Source organism: Arthrobacter zhangbolii, from assembly GCF_022869865.1.
Lineage (GTDB): Bacteria > Actinomycetota > Actinomycetes > Actinomycetales > Micrococcaceae > Arthrobacter_B > Arthrobacter_B zhangbolii.
Map to the genome: position 1 here is coordinate 442,961 of NZ_CP094984.1, position 19,084 is coordinate 462,044.

Genomic DNA, 19,084 nt, shown 5'->3' on the forward strand with positions numbered 1-19,084 from the left:
TCAGGACAGGGCGGGACTCAGCGCAGGGCGGGGTTTACCGCCGTCCGGCCAGGCACAGGACGTACTGCGCCAGCTCGACGGCGTAGCGGACCCAGCCGCGGACATCCCACCAGTTCTTCGGTGCCGTGGGCGCCTTGCAGACCGGTGCCGGCGGGGTGGGTTTCTCCACCGTTACCGGCAGGGTGACCGTGGTGCCGGATCCGGCAGCCGTCAGCACCAGGCTTCCGGTTCCGGAGGCCGACGCCGGTACGGTCACCGTGACGGACGCCGAACCTGCGTTGACCGGCGCGGTGCCCAGCGGAGTTGCGGTGCCGGCGGCGTTCACGAAGCTGACGGCCAGCGAGGTGTTGGCCGGGCTGCCCAGAGATGTCAGGTTCAGCTGGGAAACCGTGAAGGTTGCTGCCGTTCCGGCCTTCACCGTGGCAGGTGCTCCCTTGACCACTACGCCCTGGCGGGCGAAGTCCGGGGAGAGCGGGCTGTTGGCCGAGATGTAACTGATCCAGGCATCCCGGTCCACCAGGCCGGTGTCGCGGGTGTTGGTGCCTTCCTGGAAGACGGTGAAGTTGTCTCCGCCCTGGGCCAGGAAGCTGAAGGTGCCCACCCGGTAGTCCCGGGCCGGATCCAGGGCGGCACCGTTGACGGTCACGCTCTGGATCCGTGAGCCCCGCGGCTGGTCCGGATCGAAGGTGTAGGTGATGTTGTCTGACAGGCCGAGCGCCAGGAAGGCCCGGGAGCTGCCGTCCGGCTGCCACTGCTGCTCCAGCATCGTCTTCAGCTGGGCGCCGGTCAGCGTGGTTGTCCAGAGGTTGTTGACGAAGGGCAGTACGGCGTTGGCCTCGGCGTAGGTGATCACGCCGTCCTCACCGTAGTAGAGCTCGCCGCGCAGGCCGCCCGGGTTGGTGACGCCGATTTCGGCGCCGCCGCGTTCGGGCGAAGAGAGCGTGGACAGCAACGAATCCGCCACCAGCCCGCCGAGCGTGGACTCGGAGCTGCGGTCATCGCGGGCGGTGCCCACGAAGGCCGTAGTGATATCCGCGGTGACGGACCCGATCGGCTGGTTGCCGATTTCGGCCGAGTAGGCCAGAGCGGCGTCGACAATCCGCTTCACCTCGGCAACGGCCGGGTAGGTGGCTACCAGCTCGGCGGGAGCAGTGGTGGTACGTGCCACGTTGGACGCGGTGTAGGAAAGCACCTCGTCGGTTTCGGCGTTGTACTCGAGCTTGATCTGACCGACGAATTCGCCGTAGGAGCCGGTCTGCACCACGGGACGGGTCTTGCCGTCGCCGCCCGGAATGGCAGCGTCCCACGCGTACTGCTTGTGGGTGTGGCCGGTGTAGATGGCGTCCACCAGTTCGGTGGTGTCATTGATGATCGAAGCGAACGCCCCGCCGGCGGCCAGTTCCTGCTCCAGGTCCGCGCCGTCGGGAGTGCCGCTGCCGGCGCCCTCGTGGTACTCGGCGATGATGACGTCGGCCAGGTCCTGTTCCTCGAGCTGCTGCGCCACCCGGTTGACGGCCTCGACCGGATCCCCGAATTCGATGGTGCTGATGCCGCCCGGGGTGACCAGCGTGCCGGTCTCCTCGGTGACAGCGCCGATGATGGCAACCTGCACGCCGTTCACATCGATGATCTCGTACTCCTGCAGGGCGGGAGTGGTGGTGCCCTTGGTGTAGACATTGGCGCCCAGGTACGGGAACTGAGCTGCCGAAGCCGCGCGTCCGGTGAGGTCCTCCAAACCGGCGTCGAACTCGTGGTTGCCGACGGCGGAGGCCCGCAGCCCGAGGGCGTTGAGCACGTCAAGGGTGGGGGCGTCCTGCTGTACCGAGGAGGCAAACAGCGAGGCGCCGATGTTGTCGCCGGCGGAGAGGAACAGCGAGCTGCCTTCCGGCGCGCCGGCCTTCAGCTCTTCGACCGTTCCCGCGAAGGGCACGGTGTTGGCATCAATGCGTCCGTGGAAATCATTGATGTTCAGCAGGTTGAGGGTGGAGGTGTCCGTACCCTCGGCGGTGAGGTCCATCCCCACGAGGATCGGGTCATGGTCCGAGGCCCGGTAGGGATCCGCGGCGTAGAAATCAGTGGCGTTGTAGTTGTAGCGGCTGTATTCCAGCGCCACGGACTCCACCGAGTTGATGTTCCAGATATCGGCGCCGGTAACCGCTTCATTGGCTGCCGGGGAGGCCAGGATGTGGTCGAGGCTGCCGACAGTGCCGCCGAAGGCGTAGGAGTGCTTGCCGGTGGTTGCACCGAGGTCGACGTACCCTGCGTCGGTGAGGACCTTCAGCGGATCCTCTGCGTGGTAGGCGTTGAAGTCGCCGAGCAGGAAGACCTTGTCGGTGCCGGCAGCCTCCGAGGCGGTGGCGGCAAAGTCCACCAGTGCCTGGGCCTGGCGGACACGGTCAGCGTTCCAGCCGCCCTGCCCGGTGTCGGCGTTCTCACCCGAGGCCGGGGCGGAGCCCTTGGACTTGAAGTGGTTGGTCACTGCCAGGATTTCGGTGCCCTCGTCAGCGCCGGCGGGCCGGAAGGCCTGAGCCATCGGTTCGCGGGCGTTGGAGAAGACGGCCTCATTGTCCAGGATGGTGGATTCACCCACGGGCTCTGCCGTGCCGGTGCGGTAGATGAAAGCGGTACGGATAACGTCTTCGTCCGCGGGCAGCGCCGCGGGGGAGCGGACATAATCCCAGGTGCCCGGAGCCTCGGCGTTCAGTGCAGCCACGAGGCGGGAGAGTGCATCGTCGCGGTCCTTGCCGAACTTGGCGGAATTCTCCACCTCCATCAGCGAGACCACATCGGCGCCCAGGGCGTTGATGGCGGCCACGATCTTTGCCTGCTGGCGTTCCAGATTGGCTGCATTGGCGGCGCCGCGGGCGTCGCAGCCGCCGCGGACCGTGACGGGAGCTCCGCTGCGGTCATTGTAGAAAGTGCAGCCGGCCAGGCTGTCTCCGGTGGTGGTGAAGTAATTCAGCACGTTGAAGGAGGCCAGCTTCAGGTTGCCGCCCACACTCTCGGGAGCAGCGGTGCGGGTGTCGGAGAACGACGCCGGCTGGACCGCTGCGGCGTTGGCGGGCGTCAGCTCGGTCAACGGCTGGAATTTCCAGGCACTGTTGCGGAAGTCCAGGATGACGCCGGTGCTGAACGTGGCTGCGGCCCCGACCCGGACCGGGGTTTCCGGTGTCAGGTAGGGCAGCGGCTTGTCCATGTTGGCGGCGTTGAGGAAGTTGGTGCTGGCACCGTCGTCGAGCTTTACGGCCCGGGCGGCGTTGTCGGCAACGACGGCGGCGTGTTCCGCGGTGCCGACGGCGGCCACGGCGGTGGGCTGGACCAGCGCGGACGTGCCGGCGGCGAGGCCGATCTCCGCGTACTGGTTCAGGGAGAAGTTATCGGTGACGGTGAAGTCCCCCTGCGGGGCCAGGAGCATGCCCTCCAGGGTTTCGCGGGCTTCGTCCGTGGCGGGCCAGGCCACCGCAGCAGGCTTGACCTCCGGTGCTGCCTCGCTGAGCTTGGTCATCGCGCCGGCGGCAACCGTGAGCTGGGTGAGCTCGAAGTATTCGCCCACGGTGCCGGTGACCTCGACGTAGTCGCCTGCGGCTACCTGGCCGACCGTGGCCGCGGAGAAGATGAAAATGCCGTCCGATGCGGTGTGCGCAGCGGGATCAAGGTCTCCGCCGGTTCCCGGGGTCTGGATGTAGTACCCGTTGAAGCCGCCGGTGGGGTACACCGCGGTGACCTTGCCGCGTGTGGTGACGGACTGGCCGATCATCGGGCTGGCAGCTCCGGTGCCCTGGATCTCGGCAATCGGAACCACCGCGCCGGGCTCGGGCGGTGTCGTCGGCGTCGGGGTCGGCGTCGGCGTGGGCGTCGGTGTCGGTTCCGGGGTGACGGTACCTGCGGAGGATGTCGGCGTGACGGCGGTGCTGAGCGTGAAGTCCGCGGCGTTGTTGTTGGAGTCTGCGAAGCCGGTGCGGTTCAGTGACTTCGGATCGGAATTTCCTGCCGGTGCCCCGGCCGCAGCAGTCTCGAACGTGTTGGAGGCACCGTAGCCGAGCAGGTCGACGACGCCGGGGGCGGCGGTCACCGAGCCGGTGGGCAGGGGATCCACCCGGGTGGACTGGTTGGAGAGGATCAGGGTGCCGGCCGTGCCGGAGAAGCTGGCTCCGATGGTGGCGTCAGCGGCAGGAAGTGCTGCACCGGTGGTGCCGTTGCTGGCGCCCGAAACCAGGTAGTAGCCGCCGGGGGCGATGCTGCCCGAGAGCGCACCAATACCGGTGGGAGCTGCAGTGGCACCGGAGGAGCGGTACTGGAGGGACCAGCCGTCCAGGCTCACCGGCTCACTGGTGGGATTGTAGAGCTCAACGAATTTCGTGTTGAACGGGGCATTGGCGCTGCCGCCGGACAAATATGCCTCATTGATAATGATGCCGGGGACGGCAGCTTTGCCGTCCTGTGCGTAAGCCGGGAACGCGGTCAGCGGCGCGGCGAGCAGGCCGGCCGAGAGGGTTGTTCCCAGCACGGCCTTCCAGGTTGAAGGTCTCATGCCTCATACTCCTTGGTCGGCCGTGCAGGCCGACGGGTCATGGCCGCGCGGTGCGGCAAGGGGGTAGCGCAAGTGATGCTGTCCGGCTCCGTGACGGACGGACGGCGGTGGTGGCGGGTGGTACGGAATGACGCTAAATGACGCAGGTTACAACCAGATGACCGTGAGGTGTCCTGCAACGTTGCAGGGTACGGTGGCCAGCCGATACTGCCAGCCCCCCAGGATGACAGAAAGTGATTGCCAGCACAGTGTACTGGCTCCCGCCCCCACTTCCACTTCCGGAGTCCGAGTACGTCCCGGACAGTAAAAAAGCGCTGCCGTCCCCGCGGACGGCAGCGCTTTTGCGGGTGGCAGGATCGCCCTACCGGTCCGCGTCCCTGAAGGATTCGGAGGAGGGCTCACCCATCGGTCCCAGCACCGTGCAGACAATTTCCCTGTCGTCGGCGTACTGCCAGGATTCAAGGCTGGGCACAATGTAGGCCGCTTCCAGCTCCGAGCTTCCGAAGGCCTGGCCCACGTACCCTTCGAATTCGGCGGAGCAGAATTCCTGCGCCTCCGTGTCCACGGCGTCTTCTCCCGGGAACTCGCCGGCCGGCAGCGTGGTCAGCGCGTAGACCTCCTGCTCGTGCGGCTGGTCGCAGGGGAAGACGTCCACTTCGGTGAGTTGTGCCTGCTCCTCGTCCGCCGGCGGATTGGAGAAGCAGTCACCAAGGGCCAGCTCCGTCGCGTCCACGCTGCGGGCCGGAACCGGCGGCGCGGCCGGTTCAGAGGCCGACGCCGAGGCGGTCCGCCCGTCTGCCTCGGCGGACGGTGCGGGGGACGCGGATTCACGCTCCCCTCCGTCGGAACCGGTGCAGCCGCTGAGCAGGCCGGCGAGCAGGACAGAGAGGACCAGTCCGCGCAGGCGGAAGGTCTTCGGGGAATTCATCGGTGAGACTCCTTGGATGACGGTTGTCGCGGCCCACCCCCGTGGCGGCCGAAAACCATGCGTACAGCCTATGGCAGGTGTGCCTTAGTCAGTCCGCTCCTCGTAGGCGGCCGGCCGCTGCTGGATTTTGCGCAGCCGCTCGACGTCGAACTTCTGGCCCCGCTTGAAGTCATAAACGCCGTTCTTTTCCTGGAAGACGTCCGTCAGCTGCGTGTAGCAGTACCCGAACATGTTCGGGTCATCGAGCAGGACGTTGGTCAGGCCCTCGAACCGGGCATAGAACTCCTCCTCGGACCGGACACGGTCGCCGTACCCCCAGGAATCGGCCTGGTCGCTGCCGACGGCCTTGCGCTCCTGCTCCGCCTCGGCGGCTTCCTGCTCGTTCCACCAGATGCCGCCGTATTCGGACACGAAGAAGGGCTGGCCGGCGTACGGGACGGAGTACTCGGTCTGTCCGTGCGGCAGGCCGATCTCACCAAGCGTGGCGGGCCGGTTCAGGAACGGCCTGCCCTCGGCAAGGCCCTGCTGCTCGGTGCGGAAGGCCTCCGGATCCTGCTCGTAGGAGTGCGAGTCGTAAACGTCGGTCTCCAGCACGCGGTGCGAGTAGCCGGACGCGTCGATGACCGGACGGGACGGGTCAGCCAGTTTGGTTGCCAGGAACATGGCGCGGGTGACGTCGTCGAGCACCGTAATGCGGTCATGCAGCACCTGGTGGGTCTCATTCAGCGGGCACCAGCCCACGATCGAGGGATGGTTGATGTCCCGCTGCACCGCTTCCAGCCACTGCGAGACAAATGAGGCATCCGGTTTCTGGTTGGCACCCATCGGGCCCTGGCCGGAGACGCCCCAGTCCCCGAACTCGCCCCAGACCAGGTAGCCGCGCATGTCCGCGTGGAAGAGGAACCGCTCTTCGAAGACCTTCTGGTGCAGCCGGGCGCCGTTGAACCCGGCAGCGAGGGAAAGCTCAATGTCGTCGATCAGGGCCTGGTCCGAGGGCGCCGTCATCAGCGATTCCGGCCAGTAGCCCTGGTCCAGGACCAGCCGCTGGAACACCCGGCGGCCGTTGAGGCGGAAGGAGTTGCCGTCAATGCCAACCGACCGCAGCGCGGTGTAGCTGCTGATCCGGTCCACTTCGGTGTCTCCGGTGCGCAGGGAGATTTCCAGGCCGTAAAGCTGCGGATCGCCCACATCCCAGATCCGGACATCCTCAGCCGGAACCGTAAGCACCAGGGACGGAGCCAGGTCATAGGCAGTGCCCACGGATGCTTCCGCGACCGTGCGCCCGTTCATGTCGGTGAGGGTGGCCGTCAGCGTGCCGCCGGGCAGGTTGGCGCTGAGCGGTGCGGTGACCGAGAAGCTGCGGCCGGCCAGGTTCGGGGTGACCTGGATGCGGTTCACCGCCGTGCGGGGGACCCCTTCCAGCCAGACCGTCTGCCAGATTCCGGTGGTGCGGGTGTACTGGCAGTGCGTGTTGGCATACCAGGTGGCCTGCTTGCCGCGGGCCTGGACTTCGCCGTGCAGGTCACGGGCACGGACGGTGATTTCGACGTCGTCGCCCGGCGCCGCGATGCCGGAAAGATCCGCGTCGAAGGGGGTGAATCCGCCGCGGTGCCGGGCAACTTCGGTGCCGTTGGCCCACACCGTGGCGTCATAGTCCACGGCGCCGAAGTGCAGGACCGGCCGCAGGCCGGCCCAGTCTGCCGGAACGGTGATGGTCCTGCGGTACCAGACGGCATCCATAAAATCGGTGTCGCCGATGCCCGAGAGCTCTGCCTCGGGGGCAAAGGGCACGGTGATGGAGGCGTTGAGCGGGCGTTCCAGCAGGCCGCGGTCCAGTCCCGAGTCGCTGCGGTCAATTTCGAAGTCCCAGGTGCCGTTGAGGTTCACCCAGTTTTTCCGCACGAACTGCGGCCGGGGGTGTTCGGGGCGGGGGATATCCGTAGCGGTTACGGGCGGGTCAAACGCGGGGAGGGTCATGGAACATCCTTCGGGCGGCGTGAAAATTGTGATCCCAGTCAACCGCAGGGGCCGCAATATTGCAACGTTAGAATTTTTGCGTCTTTCTGCCCAGCAGACTCCGTCAGGGCCGGCGCAGGCAGGGCGGGCCGAGGGGGCTGAGGAGGAGGCGAGTCAGGCCCGGACTGCCGGCGCGGAGGATTCGCGCTCCATCAGGCGGTGCGGAATGACCACCTCGCCGGCCAGCTCCCCGAGAACCGAATCCAGTGCGGCCTCGGCCAGGGCCGGAAGGTCCGGGGCCACCGAAGTCAGCCCGGGGGAGGTGTAACTGACCTCGTCGATGTTGTCCCAGCCCACCAGCGCCAGATCGGAGGGAACCTGCCGGCCGAGGTCCCGGGCTGCTGCCAGGGCGCCGACGGCGAGCAGGTCATTGGCGCAGACAATGGCATCCACCCCGGGGGTGGCCAGGATCTGCTGTGCGAGGTCATAGCCGTCCTGGCGGAACCACGAGTTGGTGGCCGCCACCAAGGCTGCGTCGTACGGCAGTCCGGCAAACCGCAGAGCCGCCTTGTAGCCTTCGAACCGCTGGCTTCCGGTGGAGATGCCTCCGGTGCTGTCCGCGCCCAGGAAGGCAATCCGGCGTCGTCCGCCCTCCACCAGGTGACGCACCAGGTCCACGCTGGAGGCGACATTGTCGATGGCTACGTGGGGCACATCGGTGCTGATGATGCGTTCGCCCAGCAGTACCAGTGGCGTGGGATCAGTACGTTTGGCGATGGCCTCGGCGGTCACGGCCGACGGCGAGAAGATCAGCCCGTCGAACAGGCGGCCGTGCCAGCCATGCAGGTAATGCTGTTCGATATCCACCGTGCCGCCGGAGATTTCAATGGAGATGGTGTAGCCGCGCTGCTTGGCCGCATGCTCGAGGGTCTGGGCCAGCACACCGAAGTAGGGATTGTGCAGATCAGGCACCACCAGGGCGATGGCCCGGGTGGAGCCCTGGCGCAGCTGGCGGCCGATGAGGTTGGGCGTGTAGCCCAGTTCCTCCACGGCCTGCAGGACGCGGGCGCGCGTTTCCGGGTGCACTACCGGGCGGTTGTTCATCACGTTGGAGACGGTCTTCCAGGACACCCCCGCACGCTCAGCGACTTCCTTGATCCCCACACGCTTCACTGGCCGGTTCCCTTCCCTTGTTGGACCCTGAGGTTCCGGGCCGGGTATTTCATTGCTTCGACACCAAGAGTAGACGGTTGCGGATTGCTAACGTTAGAATCCACGTCATGTGGTTCAGCTCACCACAGAGTCTGTCCTCAACGATGAGCCAGCACCGACGGCCAGGAATGGAGCAGGATGAACACCAGATATCCGGACCGCAGGCAGTTCCTGCGGGGAGCGCTGGCCGCTGCCGTCACGGCAGCCGGCGTAGGTGCAGTGGCCGGTTGCGGCAGCCCGGGCGCGGGCAGCGGCAGCCGGACACCGGTGACCGTCTGGGATCCCTTCCAGGGATCCGACGGCGCCAACATGCGCGGCATCATCGCGGACATCCAGGAACGGACCGGGCTCAGCGTTGAGCCCACCACGCTTTCCTGGGGCTCGCCGTATTACACCAAGCTCGCCATGAGCTCGGCCTCCCAGCAGCCGCCGGACGCCGCCATCATGCACCTGTCACGGATGCCCGGCTACGCGCCCGGCGGCCTCCTGGAACCGTGGGACACGGACCTGCTGGCAGAGCTGGGCGTCAGCGAAAAGGACTTCGCGCCGGCAGTGTGGGAGTCCTGCCAGTACGAGGGCAAGCTGTACTCGCTGCCGCTGGACACCCACCCCTTCATCTCCTTCTTCAACCAGGACCTGGCCGAGCGTGCCGGGGTACTGGCCAGCGACGGGACCATGGACATTTCCTCCCCGGAGCAGCTGGAGGAAGTAGGGGCCAAACTCGCGGAAGCCACCGGCGGATACGGGATCAGCTTTGGCTACCTGATGGACACCGCGCAGGCCTGGCGGCTGTTCTGGGGCCTGTACCGGCAGACCGGCGGCGAGTGGAGCCTCGAGCCGGGCGGGAAAGCCGGCCTGGACGAGGACAAAGCCGCACAGGTGATCGGATCCGTGGCGTCTTGGATGGACGGCAAGGCGCTGACGGACAACCTGGACTATGAGGGCGGCCTGGCGGCCTTCAACGGCGGACGGGTCGGGATGATCCTTTCGGGCGTCTGGGAAGTCGCCGGCCTCAGCGCCGCCGTCCCCAACCTCGGTGCCATGCCGATGCCCACCATGTTCGGAACCCCCGCCGCGTACGCCGATTCACACAGCTATGTGCTGCCCCGTCAGCGGTCCATGACGGCGGAACACCGCCGCTCGGTCTACGAATTCGTTACCTCGGTCATCCGGGACGGCGGACCGCAGTGGGGCACGGCAGGGCACATTCCCGCCTACCTCCCCGCCCAGGACACCGCCGAGTACCGGGACCTGCGACCGCAGTCCGACTATGCCGCCGCCGGTGCCAATGTGGTGTTTGACCCGCCCGCATGGTTCGCGGGGGCAGGCACCGACTTCCAGAACCAGATGTCCCAGGCCCTTGCCGATGCCTTCCGCGGACTGAAGAAACCAATGGACGCCGTCGGCGGCATGCTCTCCGCCATGGACCGTTTCCTCGCCGCCCCGAACCCGACTGCGTGAGGAACCAGCCATGACCACCACCACCAACAGTCCCGCCAGCACGCCCCGTCCGCCCGCCGCAGCCGGAACAAGCCTTGCACCCCGGCGGCGCCCCGGTAAGCAGCCGGCCCCGTCCCGCACCGGATACTGGTTCCTGGCCCCGTATCTGTTCTTCTTCGCAGTCTTCCTCGTGTGGCCGATTATCTACGGGCTCTGGATGAGCCTTACCAACCGGTCCCTGGTCAACGACGAATCCTCGTTTGCCGGGTTCGCCAACTATTCGGAGGCCCTGACCGACCCGCAGATGTGGTCCAGCCTGGGCAACACCCTGTTCTTCACGGTCATTTCCTCGGTGCCGCTGATCCTGGTTTCCTTCGCCATGGCGTACCTCGTCTACACCGGGCTCAAGGGCCAGTGGCTGTGGCGGCTGACCTTCTTCGCGCCGTTCCTGCTGCCGGTCTCCGTGGTCACTGCCATCTGGGCCTTCCTCTTCACCAACGACTTCGGGCTCATCAACGGCCTGCTGGACCGTTTCGGCATCAGCCAGGTCGGCTGGCTCAGCGATGAGCAGGTGGCCATGTGGTCCATAGCCCTGGTGACCCTGTGGTGGACGGTGGGCTTCAACTTCCTGCTTTACCTGTCCGCACTGCAGAACATCCCGGACCACCTTTATGAGGCGGCCCAGCTGGACGGGGCCGGCACCTGGCGGCGGCTGTTCTCCATCACGCTGCCCATGATGAAAAGCACCACCGGGCTGATTGTGCTGCTGCAGGCACTGGCCTCGCTGAAGGTCTTTGACCAGATCTTCCTGCTGACCGCCGGCGGGCCCAACGGCGCCACCCGCTCCATCCTGCAGTACATCTACGACGCCGGCTTCACCGGATACCGGCTCGGCTACGCCTCCGCGACCTCCTACATATTCTTCGCGCTGATTGTTCTGGTCTCCCTGGCCCAGATGTGGTTCGCGAAGCGGAAGGACTCCTGACATGGCTACGTCCACAACAGCGGCAACCGCCCCGGCCGGCTCCGGCCGGGAACCCATGGGGTCCGACGTCGACGCCCGGACCCGCGCCCGGGCCCAGAAAAAGCGGGAAGCCGAACACCTGCGCACCCTGACCCTCGGCCCCGGACGGAAAGGCCGGGTTGCGGCATACACCGTGGTGGCCGTCCTGGCTGCCCTCTGGGCACTGCCGATGGTCTGGGCCGTTCTCTCATCCTTCAAATCCGAGGCCGATGTTTCGGCTGCGCCGCTGCAGCTCTGGCCCGAGGGCGGGTGGACGGCGGACGCTTACCGCAACGTGCTGGCCGCCGGAGACATCCCCCTGTGGATCTGGAACTCTGTCCTGGTCTCCACCCTGGTCACGGTGATTACGGTAATCATCTCCGCTCTGGCCGCCTATGCCTTTTCCCGGCAGAAGTTCCGCGGCCGGCGCTGGCTGTTTGTGCTGACCATTGCCGCGCTGATGGTGCCGCCGCAGATCCTGATTGTTCCGCTGTTTGACCAGATGATTGCCCTGCGGCTTTCGGACACGCTCCTGGGCGTTGCCCTGCCGCAGGTGGTGATGCCGCTGATGGTGATTGTGATGAAGAACTTCTTCGACCAGATTCCGGTGGAACTGGAGGAAGCGGCCCGGCTGGACGGGGCGAGTGACTTCCGGGTGTTCTTCTCGGTGGTGCTGCCGCTCTCCCGGTCAATCCTCACGGCGGTCTCGATCTTTGTGTTCATCAGTGCCTGGAACAACTTCCTGTGGCCGTTCATCGTGACCAATTCCCCGGAGATCATGACGATCCCCGTGGGGCTGGGTACGGTGAAGAATGCCTATGGTGTGCAGTACGCATCCGAAATGGCGAGCGCCATGATCGGTGCGCTGCCGCTGCTGATCGTCTTTATGCTCTTCCAGCGGCACATCATCCGCGGATTCGCGACATCCGGCATGGGAGGCCAGTAAGTGTCCAGCACGTCCCCGGCAGCGCGGCAGGAAAATGCCGCACTGCCCATCGTCCACCGCCGCCATCAGCTGGCGGACGGCCGCGAATCGCTGTTCTTCACGGACCGCGGCGGCCGGCCGGTGGACAAGGTCTCCGATGCCCGTCCGCTCGATCCCCGCTCCGGCAACGGCGAGGTCCGCTTCGACCGGCTGACCGGGGAATGGGTGGCCGTGGCTGCCCACCGGCAGTCCCGCACCTATCTGCCGCCCGCGGACCAGTGCCCGCTCTGCCCGTCCACGGACACCCGGGCCTCCGAAATCCCGGCCGGGGACTTCGACGTCGTTGTGTTTGAAAACCGTTTTCCGTCCCTGGGCCCGGCCCTGGGCGAACTGCCGGCCGACGACGACGGCGCCCGGTTGTGGGGCGCCCCCGAGCCCGCGTTCGGGCGCTGCGAAGTGGTGGTGTTCACCCCCGAGCACAACGCCTCCTTCGGGCAGCTGCCGTATGAACGCGCCCGCACGGTGGTGGAGGCCTGGGCGCAGCGCACCGCGGAGCTCTCCGCACTGCCCGGCATCCGGCATGTGTTCCCGTTCGAGAACCGCGGCCAGGACATTGGCGTCACCCTGCACCACCCGCACGGACAGATCTATGCCTACCCGTACGCCGCCCCGTATGCGGCGCGGCTGGCCGAACGTTCCCGCCGGCACCTGGCAGACCACGGGCAGCCGCTCATGGGCGAGCTGCTCCGCGCCGAAACCGAGGCCGGGGACCGGATGGTGCTGCAGGGCGAGCATTTCTCCGCCTATGTCCCCTATGCCGCCCGCTGGCCGCTGGAAGTCCATCTGGTGCCGCACCGCCAGGTGCCGGACCTCGCTGCACTGTCCGGTGCCGAACGCGACGAGCTCGCCGGTATGTACCTGGACCTGCTGCAGCGCGTGGACGGACTGTATGACACTCCCACCCCCTACATTGCGGCGTGGCACCAGACTCCCGTCACCGCTGCGGACCGGGAGGCCGGGTGGCTGCACCTGCAGCTGACCAGCCCGCGCCGGGCCGCAGACAAACTGAAGTTCCTGGCCGGCTCCGAAGCCGCCATGGGCGCCTTTATCAATGACACCACCGCGGAACAGACCGCCGCGAAACTCCGGGAGGTCCGCGCATGAGCGCCGCCGTCAACGCCGAACCGCTGCAGGACCGCGCGGAAAGCCTGTCCCGGCGGTTTGCCGAGGTTTACGGCCAGGAGCCCGACGGCGTGTGGCGCGCACCGGGGCGGGTGAACCTGATCGGGGAGCACACGGATTACAACAACGGTTTTGTGCTGCCCTTCGCGATCGACCGCAGTGCCCTCGTCGCCGTGCGGCTGCGCCGGCCGGACCAGGATCCGGAGGACGAGGCCGACGTCGTCCGGCTCGCCTCCACCTATGGGCAGAAGGGCCGGGGGCTCTCGCACGCGCGGTTCCGGACCGGCGGCCTGGTGCCGGGAGCCGCGGAGGGCTGGGGCAGCTATCCGGCGGGAGTGGTCTATGCACTGCAGCAACGTGCCGGGGTTTCCGTACCCGGCTTTGACCTGCTGCTGGATTCCACCGTCCCGGTGGGTGCCGGGCTCTCTTCCTCGCACGCCGTGGAGGTAGCGGTGATCGTGGCGCTGAATGACCTGCTGGGCCTGGGCCTGGACCGGCCCGGGATGGCCCGCCTGACCCAGTATGCCGAGAACGAGTTTGTCGGCGCCCCCACCGGGATCATGGACCAGTCGGCCTCACTGATGGGACAGGACGGCGGTGCCCTGTTCCTGGACTGCCGCTCCCTGGACGCCGAAAACGTGCCGCTTCCGCTGGCTGACCACGGGCTGGAGGTGCTGGTGATGGACACCCGGGTGGCGCACAGCCATGCCGACGGCGGCTACAGCGCCCGCCGGTCCGCCTGCGAACGCGGCGCGGCAGCCCTCGGCGCGGACTCGCTGCGGGATGTGGCGGCCGATGCGGACCTCTCCGGACTGGATGCGGAGGTTCAGCGCCGGGTGCGCCACGTGCTGGGCGAGAACCAGCGGGTACTGGCCGTGGTCGAGGAACTGCGCCGCGGAAACGTGGACGGCATCGGCGAGTTGCTGGTTGCCTCCCACGCCTCACTGCGGGATGACTTCGAGGTTTCCTGCCCGGAGCTGGACCTGGCTGTGGACGCAGCGCTCGCGGCCGGTGCGTTGGGTGCACGGATGACCGGCGGCGGCTTCGGCGGCTCGGCCATAGCCCTGATCCGGGCTGAGGCCGAGGACGAGGTCCGGGCGGCCGTGCTTGCAGCCTTCGAGGACAAAGGTTGGAAGGAACCGGCACTGTTTACCGTCCTGCCCGCCGCCGGCGCCGGGCGGCTCTAAGCTGCCTCGGGGTTACCCGGGCCCGAAGGGAATGACGGCCCGGCCGTCCCGGGGAGCTGCGTCGCCCTCCTCGACCGGTGACTGCACAGCGTAGGAGATGGTTGCGCTGTCGCGTCCCCACTGCACGGAAAATGCCCCGGTGCCGAACGGATCGTAACCGTCATCTGTCAGCACGGTGTCCCGGAGGACGTAAACGGGTCCGTGCTGCTGTTCATATACGACATGCGTCCCGAGCAGCAAGAAACTCCGGTTGTTGATTAGCAGTGTATGTTCCCCCGCCGGGGCCGACACTTTTTCATAGCCTGGCCCTGAACTCAGGAGGGCAATGAATCCGTACCCGGCCAGCAGTGCCAACGCGAGGCAACTGGCGGCTGTGCCGAGGATGCCGGCGGACCATCGCCACACCCCGTGGCGGACCAGGCCGCTGAACCAGGGAACCATCGCGACCGACGATCCGAGCAGGAACCCCCAGGCTCCGGCCAGGGCAACCAGCCGCAGCTGGCCGGACCCGATTCCTCCGCCCAGATAGATCAAGGTCCCGGCGTCACGGAAGCGGCCAAGCAGGTAAGCCAGGGCCACCAGCCCGGCCGCTTGGACCAGCCGGCTGATGCCTGCGATCAGCGCCGGCGGGACGGTCATCATCTTGGTGAGTCCGTCCCGCGGTTCACCTCGGCGTCAACGGCACGCATGCCCTGTTCCAGCGCGCGAAGGTCTTCCAGGGCGAGCCTGGCCAGAATGTCGAAGTTCAGCTCCGGACGTCCCGAGACGAGCCTGCGGACCACGCTGCGGCCCAGCTCCGTGGCCTTCACCCGGCGCACCCGTGCGTCCCTGGGATCCTCCGAACGCACCGCTACGCCCTGCGCGACGAGGCGGTCGATCAGCCCGGACATGGAGGCCATCGAGACGCCAAAGGACTCCGATAATCCCCGCCCGGTGGCCCCTTCCTCGGACGTGACCAGGATGGTGAGCACCTTCAGCTGGCGCACCGTCAGGTCCGTGGAAAGCAGCGGGTCGAGAAAGGTGGGTACGGATGAGGACTGCAGTGAATCGGCGAGGTCTTCGAGGTCGCGCAGGATTCGCTCGCGTTCCTGCTGCTCGTTGCTTGTGCCGCCGCTTCCTTCGCTCATGAGTTCACCGTAGCCGCAGCACCGGAGTCAGCAAACACTCAGCCAATTTAGTTAGGGTGAGGCTAACCGTTTAGGCGGTGAACGTAATACCGGCGTTCCCGGTTGGCGTAGGGGGAGCAAGCTGCATTCCCGCGCGCCCCGGCGTCGTTCGTCTTCCTTGCTCCGCTGTGCTTCCAGGGCGCGCAAGCGACGTAAGGAAACAAATGAGCTATCAAACGCCCGCAAATGAACGTGACCTGTCGGACGGCCTGGACGTTGAGGCCCTCCGGGCCAAATACAAGGCAGAACGGGACCGACGCATCCGCCCGGACGGAGCCTCCCAGTACCAGCCGGCCAAGGGGAAATTCGGCTACTACGCCACGGACCCCTACACTCCCCGCACGGAGCGGGAACCGCTGAGCGACTCGGTGGAGGTACTGGTGATCGGCGGCGGCTTCGGCGGGCTCATGACCGGAGCGCGCCTGCGGCAGGCCGGCGTCGAAAACATCCGGATGATGGACGAGGCCGGAGACTTCGGCGGGACCTGGTACTGGAACCGCTACCCCGGCATCCGCTGCGACATTGAGTCCTACGTCTACATGCCGCTGCTTGAGGAAGTCGGCTACATCCCCAGCGAGCGCTACGCTCCGGGGGAAGAGATCCGCCGGCATGCCGTGTCCATTGCGGAGCGCTTCGACCTGTACCGCGACACCGTCTTCCACACCCGGGTGACCGGGCTGGTATGGGACGAGGCGGCACTGGAATGGATTGTTTCCAGCGACCGCGGCGATTCCATGCGGGCCCGTTTTGTGATCACGTCCTCCGGAACGCTCACGCAGCCGAAGCTCCCGGGCATCCCGGGCATCGATTCCTTTAAGGGCCACACCTTCCACACCAGCCGCTGGGACTACGGCTACACCGGCGGAGACCAGTTCGGCAACCTCACCGGGCTGGCGGACAAAAAAGTGGCGGTGGTCGGCACCGGTGCCACGGGCATCCAGGTGGTCCCCATGGTGGCGCGCGACGCCGAGCAGCTGGTGGTCTTCCAGCGCACACCGTCCTCGGTGGACATCCGGAACAACCGGCCCACCGATCCCGCCTGGGCGGCTTCCCTGCAGCCGGGCTGGCAAAAGGAACGGATGGAGAACTTCCTGGCCGTGGTGTCCGGGGAGCCGGTGGAGGAGGACCTGACCCGGGACGGCTGGACCTCGGTTCCGCAGCTGCACCGCAAAATGATCAGCGGCGCCGTCGACACGTCCGTTTCCGCGGAAGAACGCGAACGGCTCGACGAGCTTGTTGATTTCCGGAAAATGAACGCCATCCGCGCCCGTGTGGATGAGGAAGTCTCCGATCCGGAGGCGGCCGAAAAGCTCAAGCCCTGGTACCGCTACATGTGCAAGCGGCCCGCCTTCAGCGACTACTACCTGGAGACCTTCAACCGCCCCAACGTGACCCTGGTGGACACCGCGGACTTCGGCGGGATCAGCCGCATCACGGAAAACACGGTCGTGGTGGGCGAGGAGGAATACGAGGTGGACTGCATCATCTTCGCCACCGGCTTTGAGGTGGGCGTCTCAGGTGTCACCTCCGGGGCCATGCCGGTGACCGGACGCGGCGGGCAGACCCTGCTGGAAGCCTGGGGGCGCGGACCGCGGACCCTGCACGGCTTCTACACGCACGGCTTCCCGAACCTGTTCCACCTCGGATCGCTGCAGAACGCCAACTCCGTGAACTTCGTCCACATCCTGATGGAACAGGCACACCACATTGCCGCCGTCATCGGCAAGGCACGCGAGGTGGGTGCCCGGTACATCGAACCGACGGCCGAAGCCGAAGCGGCCTGGGGGGAAACCATCCAGCGCACTGCGGCGGACAACCGGAAGTTCGCCGCGGAGTGCACACCGGGCTACTACAACCGCGAGGGTAACCCGCCGCCCGTCAGCTTCTCCTTCAGCCCGGGGCCGGTAGTCTTCCACCGGATGCTGGAGCAGTGGCGCGGGGAGTTCATCGAGGATGTGCTCGTGACTGAGGTTTAGCGCCTCTTTGTCCTGGTCCGTGTGCGGGGCCTGGCAGCCTTGGCCCCGCCTGCTCGGCCCCGCCTGCGGGGCCTGGCTCCGGCGGCAACGAAATTCCAGAGCTCGCAGAGCTCGCTTGGAATATTAAAGCCGCCTCCGCCAGGCCCCTACGGCGGTACGTCACCGGGGCAGGCAACAAAACAGGCCCCGCCAGCGCGTCCTAGGTTGCCGCCTTTAGTTGGGTGGAGGTTAGCCGCCGTTTGATTGGCGGATGCCGGTGGAGAGGGCATCGAATTCATAGATGAAACCGCCGTCCGGGCCGCTGGCCGTCAGGTAGGCCTCGGTGGTGCCGGGTTTGATGGCGATATTGGTGGCCGAGGTGAGGCCGTCGGCGTCGTCGGTGGGGACGGTGACCGTGGAGAGCAGTTCGCCCTCGGGGCTGTAGACAAAGATGCGGGGCTGACCGTGGACGGCCTGGTACACGTTGCCGTCGGCGTCCACGGCGTTGGAATCCGTCTGGCTCGTGCCGCCGTCGAAGTGCATGCCGGGGTGGGACGTGGCGACCTCGGTTTTGTCCTCATTCAACACCAGGTAGTCGATCCGGTTGTCCATGTACTGGCTGACCCACAGCGCCTTGAAGTCCTCGCTGAAGGAGATGCCGTTCGGAGCGGCAAGGTTCTCCGCCAGGACGGTGGCCTCGGCGGTGTCCTTGTCGATCCGCACCACCCGGCCCTGTGCCTCCCACGCCGGATCGGCGTAGCCGGTGGAGTCGCTGACGAAGAGGTTGCCCTCCTCGTCGAAGGCGAGGTCGTCCGGGCGCATGGGGACACCGTCAACGTCGCCGGTGAAGAAGGTCCTGTGGTCCTTACCGTCGGCGGTGATGCTGTCGATCTTTCCGCCGGCAAAGTCCGTCAGATAGATCCGGCCGTCCTTCGGGCTGAACTGCGCTGAGGTGTAGGCACCGTTGCCTTCGGTGTACACCGGGGAAACTGACTCCTCTTCCACATCCACCCGCATCACCTTCGCGGCGCCGGCCGGGGCGGTGACATCAACAACGAACAGGCCGCCGTCGGGACCGAACGTCGGGCCCTCGATGAGGGTCATTCCGGTTTCGGGATGGACGGAGCTGACCTGGACCACGCGCTCAGCGGTGCGCTCCTCTACCCCGTGTATGCCGATGCCCGACGCCGGCTGATCATGATCGTTGCCGGCGGCGCATCCGGTGAGTGCAAGGGTCAGGGTGATGGCGGCCAGGCCAGCCGGCTTCCTCCATGAGATGGGCTGGAGATGGTGGGACATACTGCGGCTCCGACGTGGTGGGGGACTGCGGACTCAATTACTTAGGACCAGCCTAAGTTATTTAGTCCGTGCCCTGCCGCCCGGAACGGAGCCCTTAAACGGAGCCTTAAACACCGGAAGCGGCCCCGTGACGGGACCGCTTCCGGTGTGTCTGTGCGGAAGGTAAGGGATTCGAACCCTTGGTACGGGGTTACCGCACACTGGTTTTCAAGACCAGCTCCATCGGCCGCTCGGACAACCTTCCTCACTATGTAGTCTGGCAGAAGGGATGAAATCACCAAAATTCCCCAAAGCAGGAAG

13 protein-coding genes and 1 tRNA gene are annotated in these 19,084 nt (G+C 66.6%); 6 read left to right on the forward strand and 8 right to left on the reverse strand.

Going from position 1 to position 19,084, the window contains the following annotated elements:
- Positions 1-34 precede the first annotated feature (34 nt).
- The 4 genes from MUK71_RS02155 to MUK71_RS02170 form a co-directional block, all read right to left on the reverse strand.
- Positions 35-4,531, reverse strand: coding sequence for an ExeM/NucH family extracellular endonuclease (locus MUK71_RS02155; protein ID WP_227929384.1), 4,497 nt, complete (start codon positions 4,529-4,531; stop codon positions 35-37).
- Between the two features lie 361 nt (positions 4,532-4,892).
- Positions 4,893-5,459, reverse strand: coding sequence for a septum formation family protein (locus tag MUK71_RS02160; RefSeq protein WP_227929385.1), 567 nt, complete (start codon positions 5,457-5,459; stop codon positions 4,893-4,895).
- Between the two features lie 84 nt (positions 5,460-5,543).
- Positions 5,544-7,436: a glycoside hydrolase family 2 protein gene (locus tag MUK71_RS02165; RefSeq protein ID WP_227929386.1), complete on the reverse strand. Its 1,893-nt coding sequence runs from the start codon at positions 7,434-7,436 to the stop codon at positions 5,544-5,546.
- A 153-nt stretch (positions 7,437-7,589) separates the two neighbouring features.
- Positions 7,590-8,588 (reverse strand): LacI family DNA-binding transcriptional regulator, encoded by a 999-nt coding sequence (locus MUK71_RS02170; RefSeq protein WP_227905064.1) that lies wholly within the window; start codon positions 8,586-8,588, stop codon positions 7,590-7,592.
- A 177-nt stretch (positions 8,589-8,765) separates the two neighbouring features.
- Between MUK71_RS02170 and MUK71_RS02175 the strand changes: the two genes are divergently transcribed.
- From MUK71_RS02175 to galK, 5 genes are read left to right on the forward strand one after another with little or no spacing between them, the layout of a single operon-like run.
- Positions 8,766-10,088, forward strand: a complete 1,323-nt coding sequence (locus MUK71_RS02175) for an extracellular solute-binding protein (RefSeq protein ID WP_227929387.1) — start codon at positions 8,766-8,768, stop codon at positions 10,086-10,088.
- A 10-nt stretch (positions 10,089-10,098) separates the two neighbouring features.
- Positions 10,099-11,052, forward strand: coding sequence for a carbohydrate ABC transporter permease (locus MUK71_RS02180; protein WP_227929388.1), 954 nt, complete (start codon positions 10,099-10,101; stop codon positions 11,050-11,052).
- Position 11,053: 1 nt separating this feature from the next.
- A complete protein-coding gene (locus tag MUK71_RS02185) occupies positions 11,054-12,016 on the forward strand; it encodes a carbohydrate ABC transporter permease (protein ID WP_227929389.1) in 963 nt (320 codons plus the stop codon).
- Positions 12,017-12,064: 48 nt separating this feature from the next.
- Positions 12,065-13,159, forward strand: a complete 1,095-nt coding sequence (galT, locus tag MUK71_RS02190; RefSeq protein ID WP_227929438.1) for a galactose-1-phosphate uridylyltransferase — start codon at positions 12,065-12,067, stop codon at positions 13,157-13,159.
- Positions 13,156-14,364, forward strand: a complete 1,209-nt coding sequence (galK, locus tag MUK71_RS02195; RefSeq protein WP_227929390.1) for a galactokinase — start codon at positions 13,156-13,158, stop codon at positions 14,362-14,364. Before galT ends, galK begins: the two co-directional genes overlap by 4 nt.
- 12 nt (positions 14,365-14,376) lie before the next feature.
- On the opposite strand, the gene MUK71_RS02200 is transcribed toward galK, so the two are convergent.
- Together MUK71_RS02200 and MUK71_RS02205 are read right to left on the reverse strand one after the other, a co-directional pair.
- Complete coding sequence (locus MUK71_RS02200; protein ID WP_227905076.1) at positions 14,377-15,006, reverse strand: hypothetical protein; 630 nt, start codon at positions 15,004-15,006, stop codon at positions 14,377-14,379.
- The gene (locus MUK71_RS02205; RefSeq protein WP_227905077.1) at positions 15,003-15,491 is read right to left on the reverse strand and encodes a MarR family winged helix-turn-helix transcriptional regulator; all 489 of its coding nucleotides are present in this window, start codon (positions 15,489-15,491) and stop codon (positions 15,003-15,005) included. The genes MUK71_RS02200 and MUK71_RS02205 overlap by 4 nt, the downstream gene beginning before the upstream one ends.
- A gap of 203 nt (positions 15,492-15,694) precedes the next feature.
- Between MUK71_RS02205 and MUK71_RS02210 the strand changes: the two genes are divergently transcribed.
- Complete coding sequence (locus MUK71_RS02210; protein ID WP_227929391.1) at positions 15,695-17,506, forward strand: flavin-containing monooxygenase; 1,812 nt, start codon at positions 15,695-15,697, stop codon at positions 17,504-17,506.
- Between the two features lie 228 nt (positions 17,507-17,734).
- Here the strand turns inward: MUK71_RS02210 and MUK71_RS02215 are convergent, their stop codons facing one another.
- Both MUK71_RS02215 and MUK71_RS02220 read right to left on the reverse strand, forming a co-directional pair.
- Positions 17,735-18,784: an SMP-30/gluconolactonase/LRE family protein gene (locus tag MUK71_RS02215; RefSeq protein WP_227929392.1), complete on the reverse strand. Its 1,050-nt coding sequence runs from the start codon at positions 18,782-18,784 to the stop codon at positions 17,735-17,737.
- 156 nt (positions 18,785-18,940) lie between these two features.
- Positions 18,941-19,028, reverse strand: a tRNA-Ser gene (locus MUK71_RS02220).
- Positions 19,029-19,084 lie beyond the last annotated feature (56 nt).

Coding starts and splice junctions, on each gene's coding strand:
- MUK71_RS02155 (WP_227929384.1), bottom strand. CDS start 4,531: ATGAGACCTTCAACCTGGAAGGCCGTGCTGGGAACAACCCTCTCGGCC.
- MUK71_RS02160 (WP_227929385.1), bottom strand. CDS start 5,459: ATGAATTCCCCGAAGACCTTCCGCCTGCGCGGACTGGTCCTCTCTGTC.
- MUK71_RS02165 (WP_227929386.1), bottom strand. CDS start 7,436: ATGACCCTCCCCGCGTTTGACCCGCCCGTAACCGCTACGGATATCCCC.
- MUK71_RS02175 (WP_227929387.1), top strand. CDS start 8,766: ATGAACACCAGATATCCGGACCGCAGGCAGTTCCTGCGGGGAGCGCTG.
- MUK71_RS02180 (WP_227929388.1), top strand. CDS start 10,099: ATGACCACCACCACCAACAGTCCCGCCAGCACGCCCCGTCCGCCCGCC.
- MUK71_RS02185 (WP_227929389.1), top strand. CDS start 11,054: ATGGCTACGTCCACAACAGCGGCAACCGCCCCGGCCGGCTCCGGCCGG.
- galK (WP_227929390.1), top strand. CDS start 13,156: ATGAGCGCCGCCGTCAACGCCGAACCGCTGCAGGACCGCGCGGAAAGC.
- MUK71_RS02200 (WP_227905076.1), bottom strand. CDS start 15,006: ATGATGACCGTCCCGCCGGCGCTGATCGCAGGCATCAGCCGGCTGGTC.
- MUK71_RS02205 (WP_227905077.1), bottom strand. CDS start 15,491: ATGAGCGAAGGAAGCGGCGGCACAAGCAACGAGCAGCAGGAACGCGAG.
- MUK71_RS02210 (WP_227929391.1), top strand. CDS start 15,695: ATGAGCTATCAAACGCCCGCAAATGAACGTGACCTGTCGGACGGCCTG.
- MUK71_RS02215 (WP_227929392.1), bottom strand. CDS start 18,784: ATGTCCCACCATCTCCAGCCCATCTCATGGAGGAAGCCGGCTGGCCTG.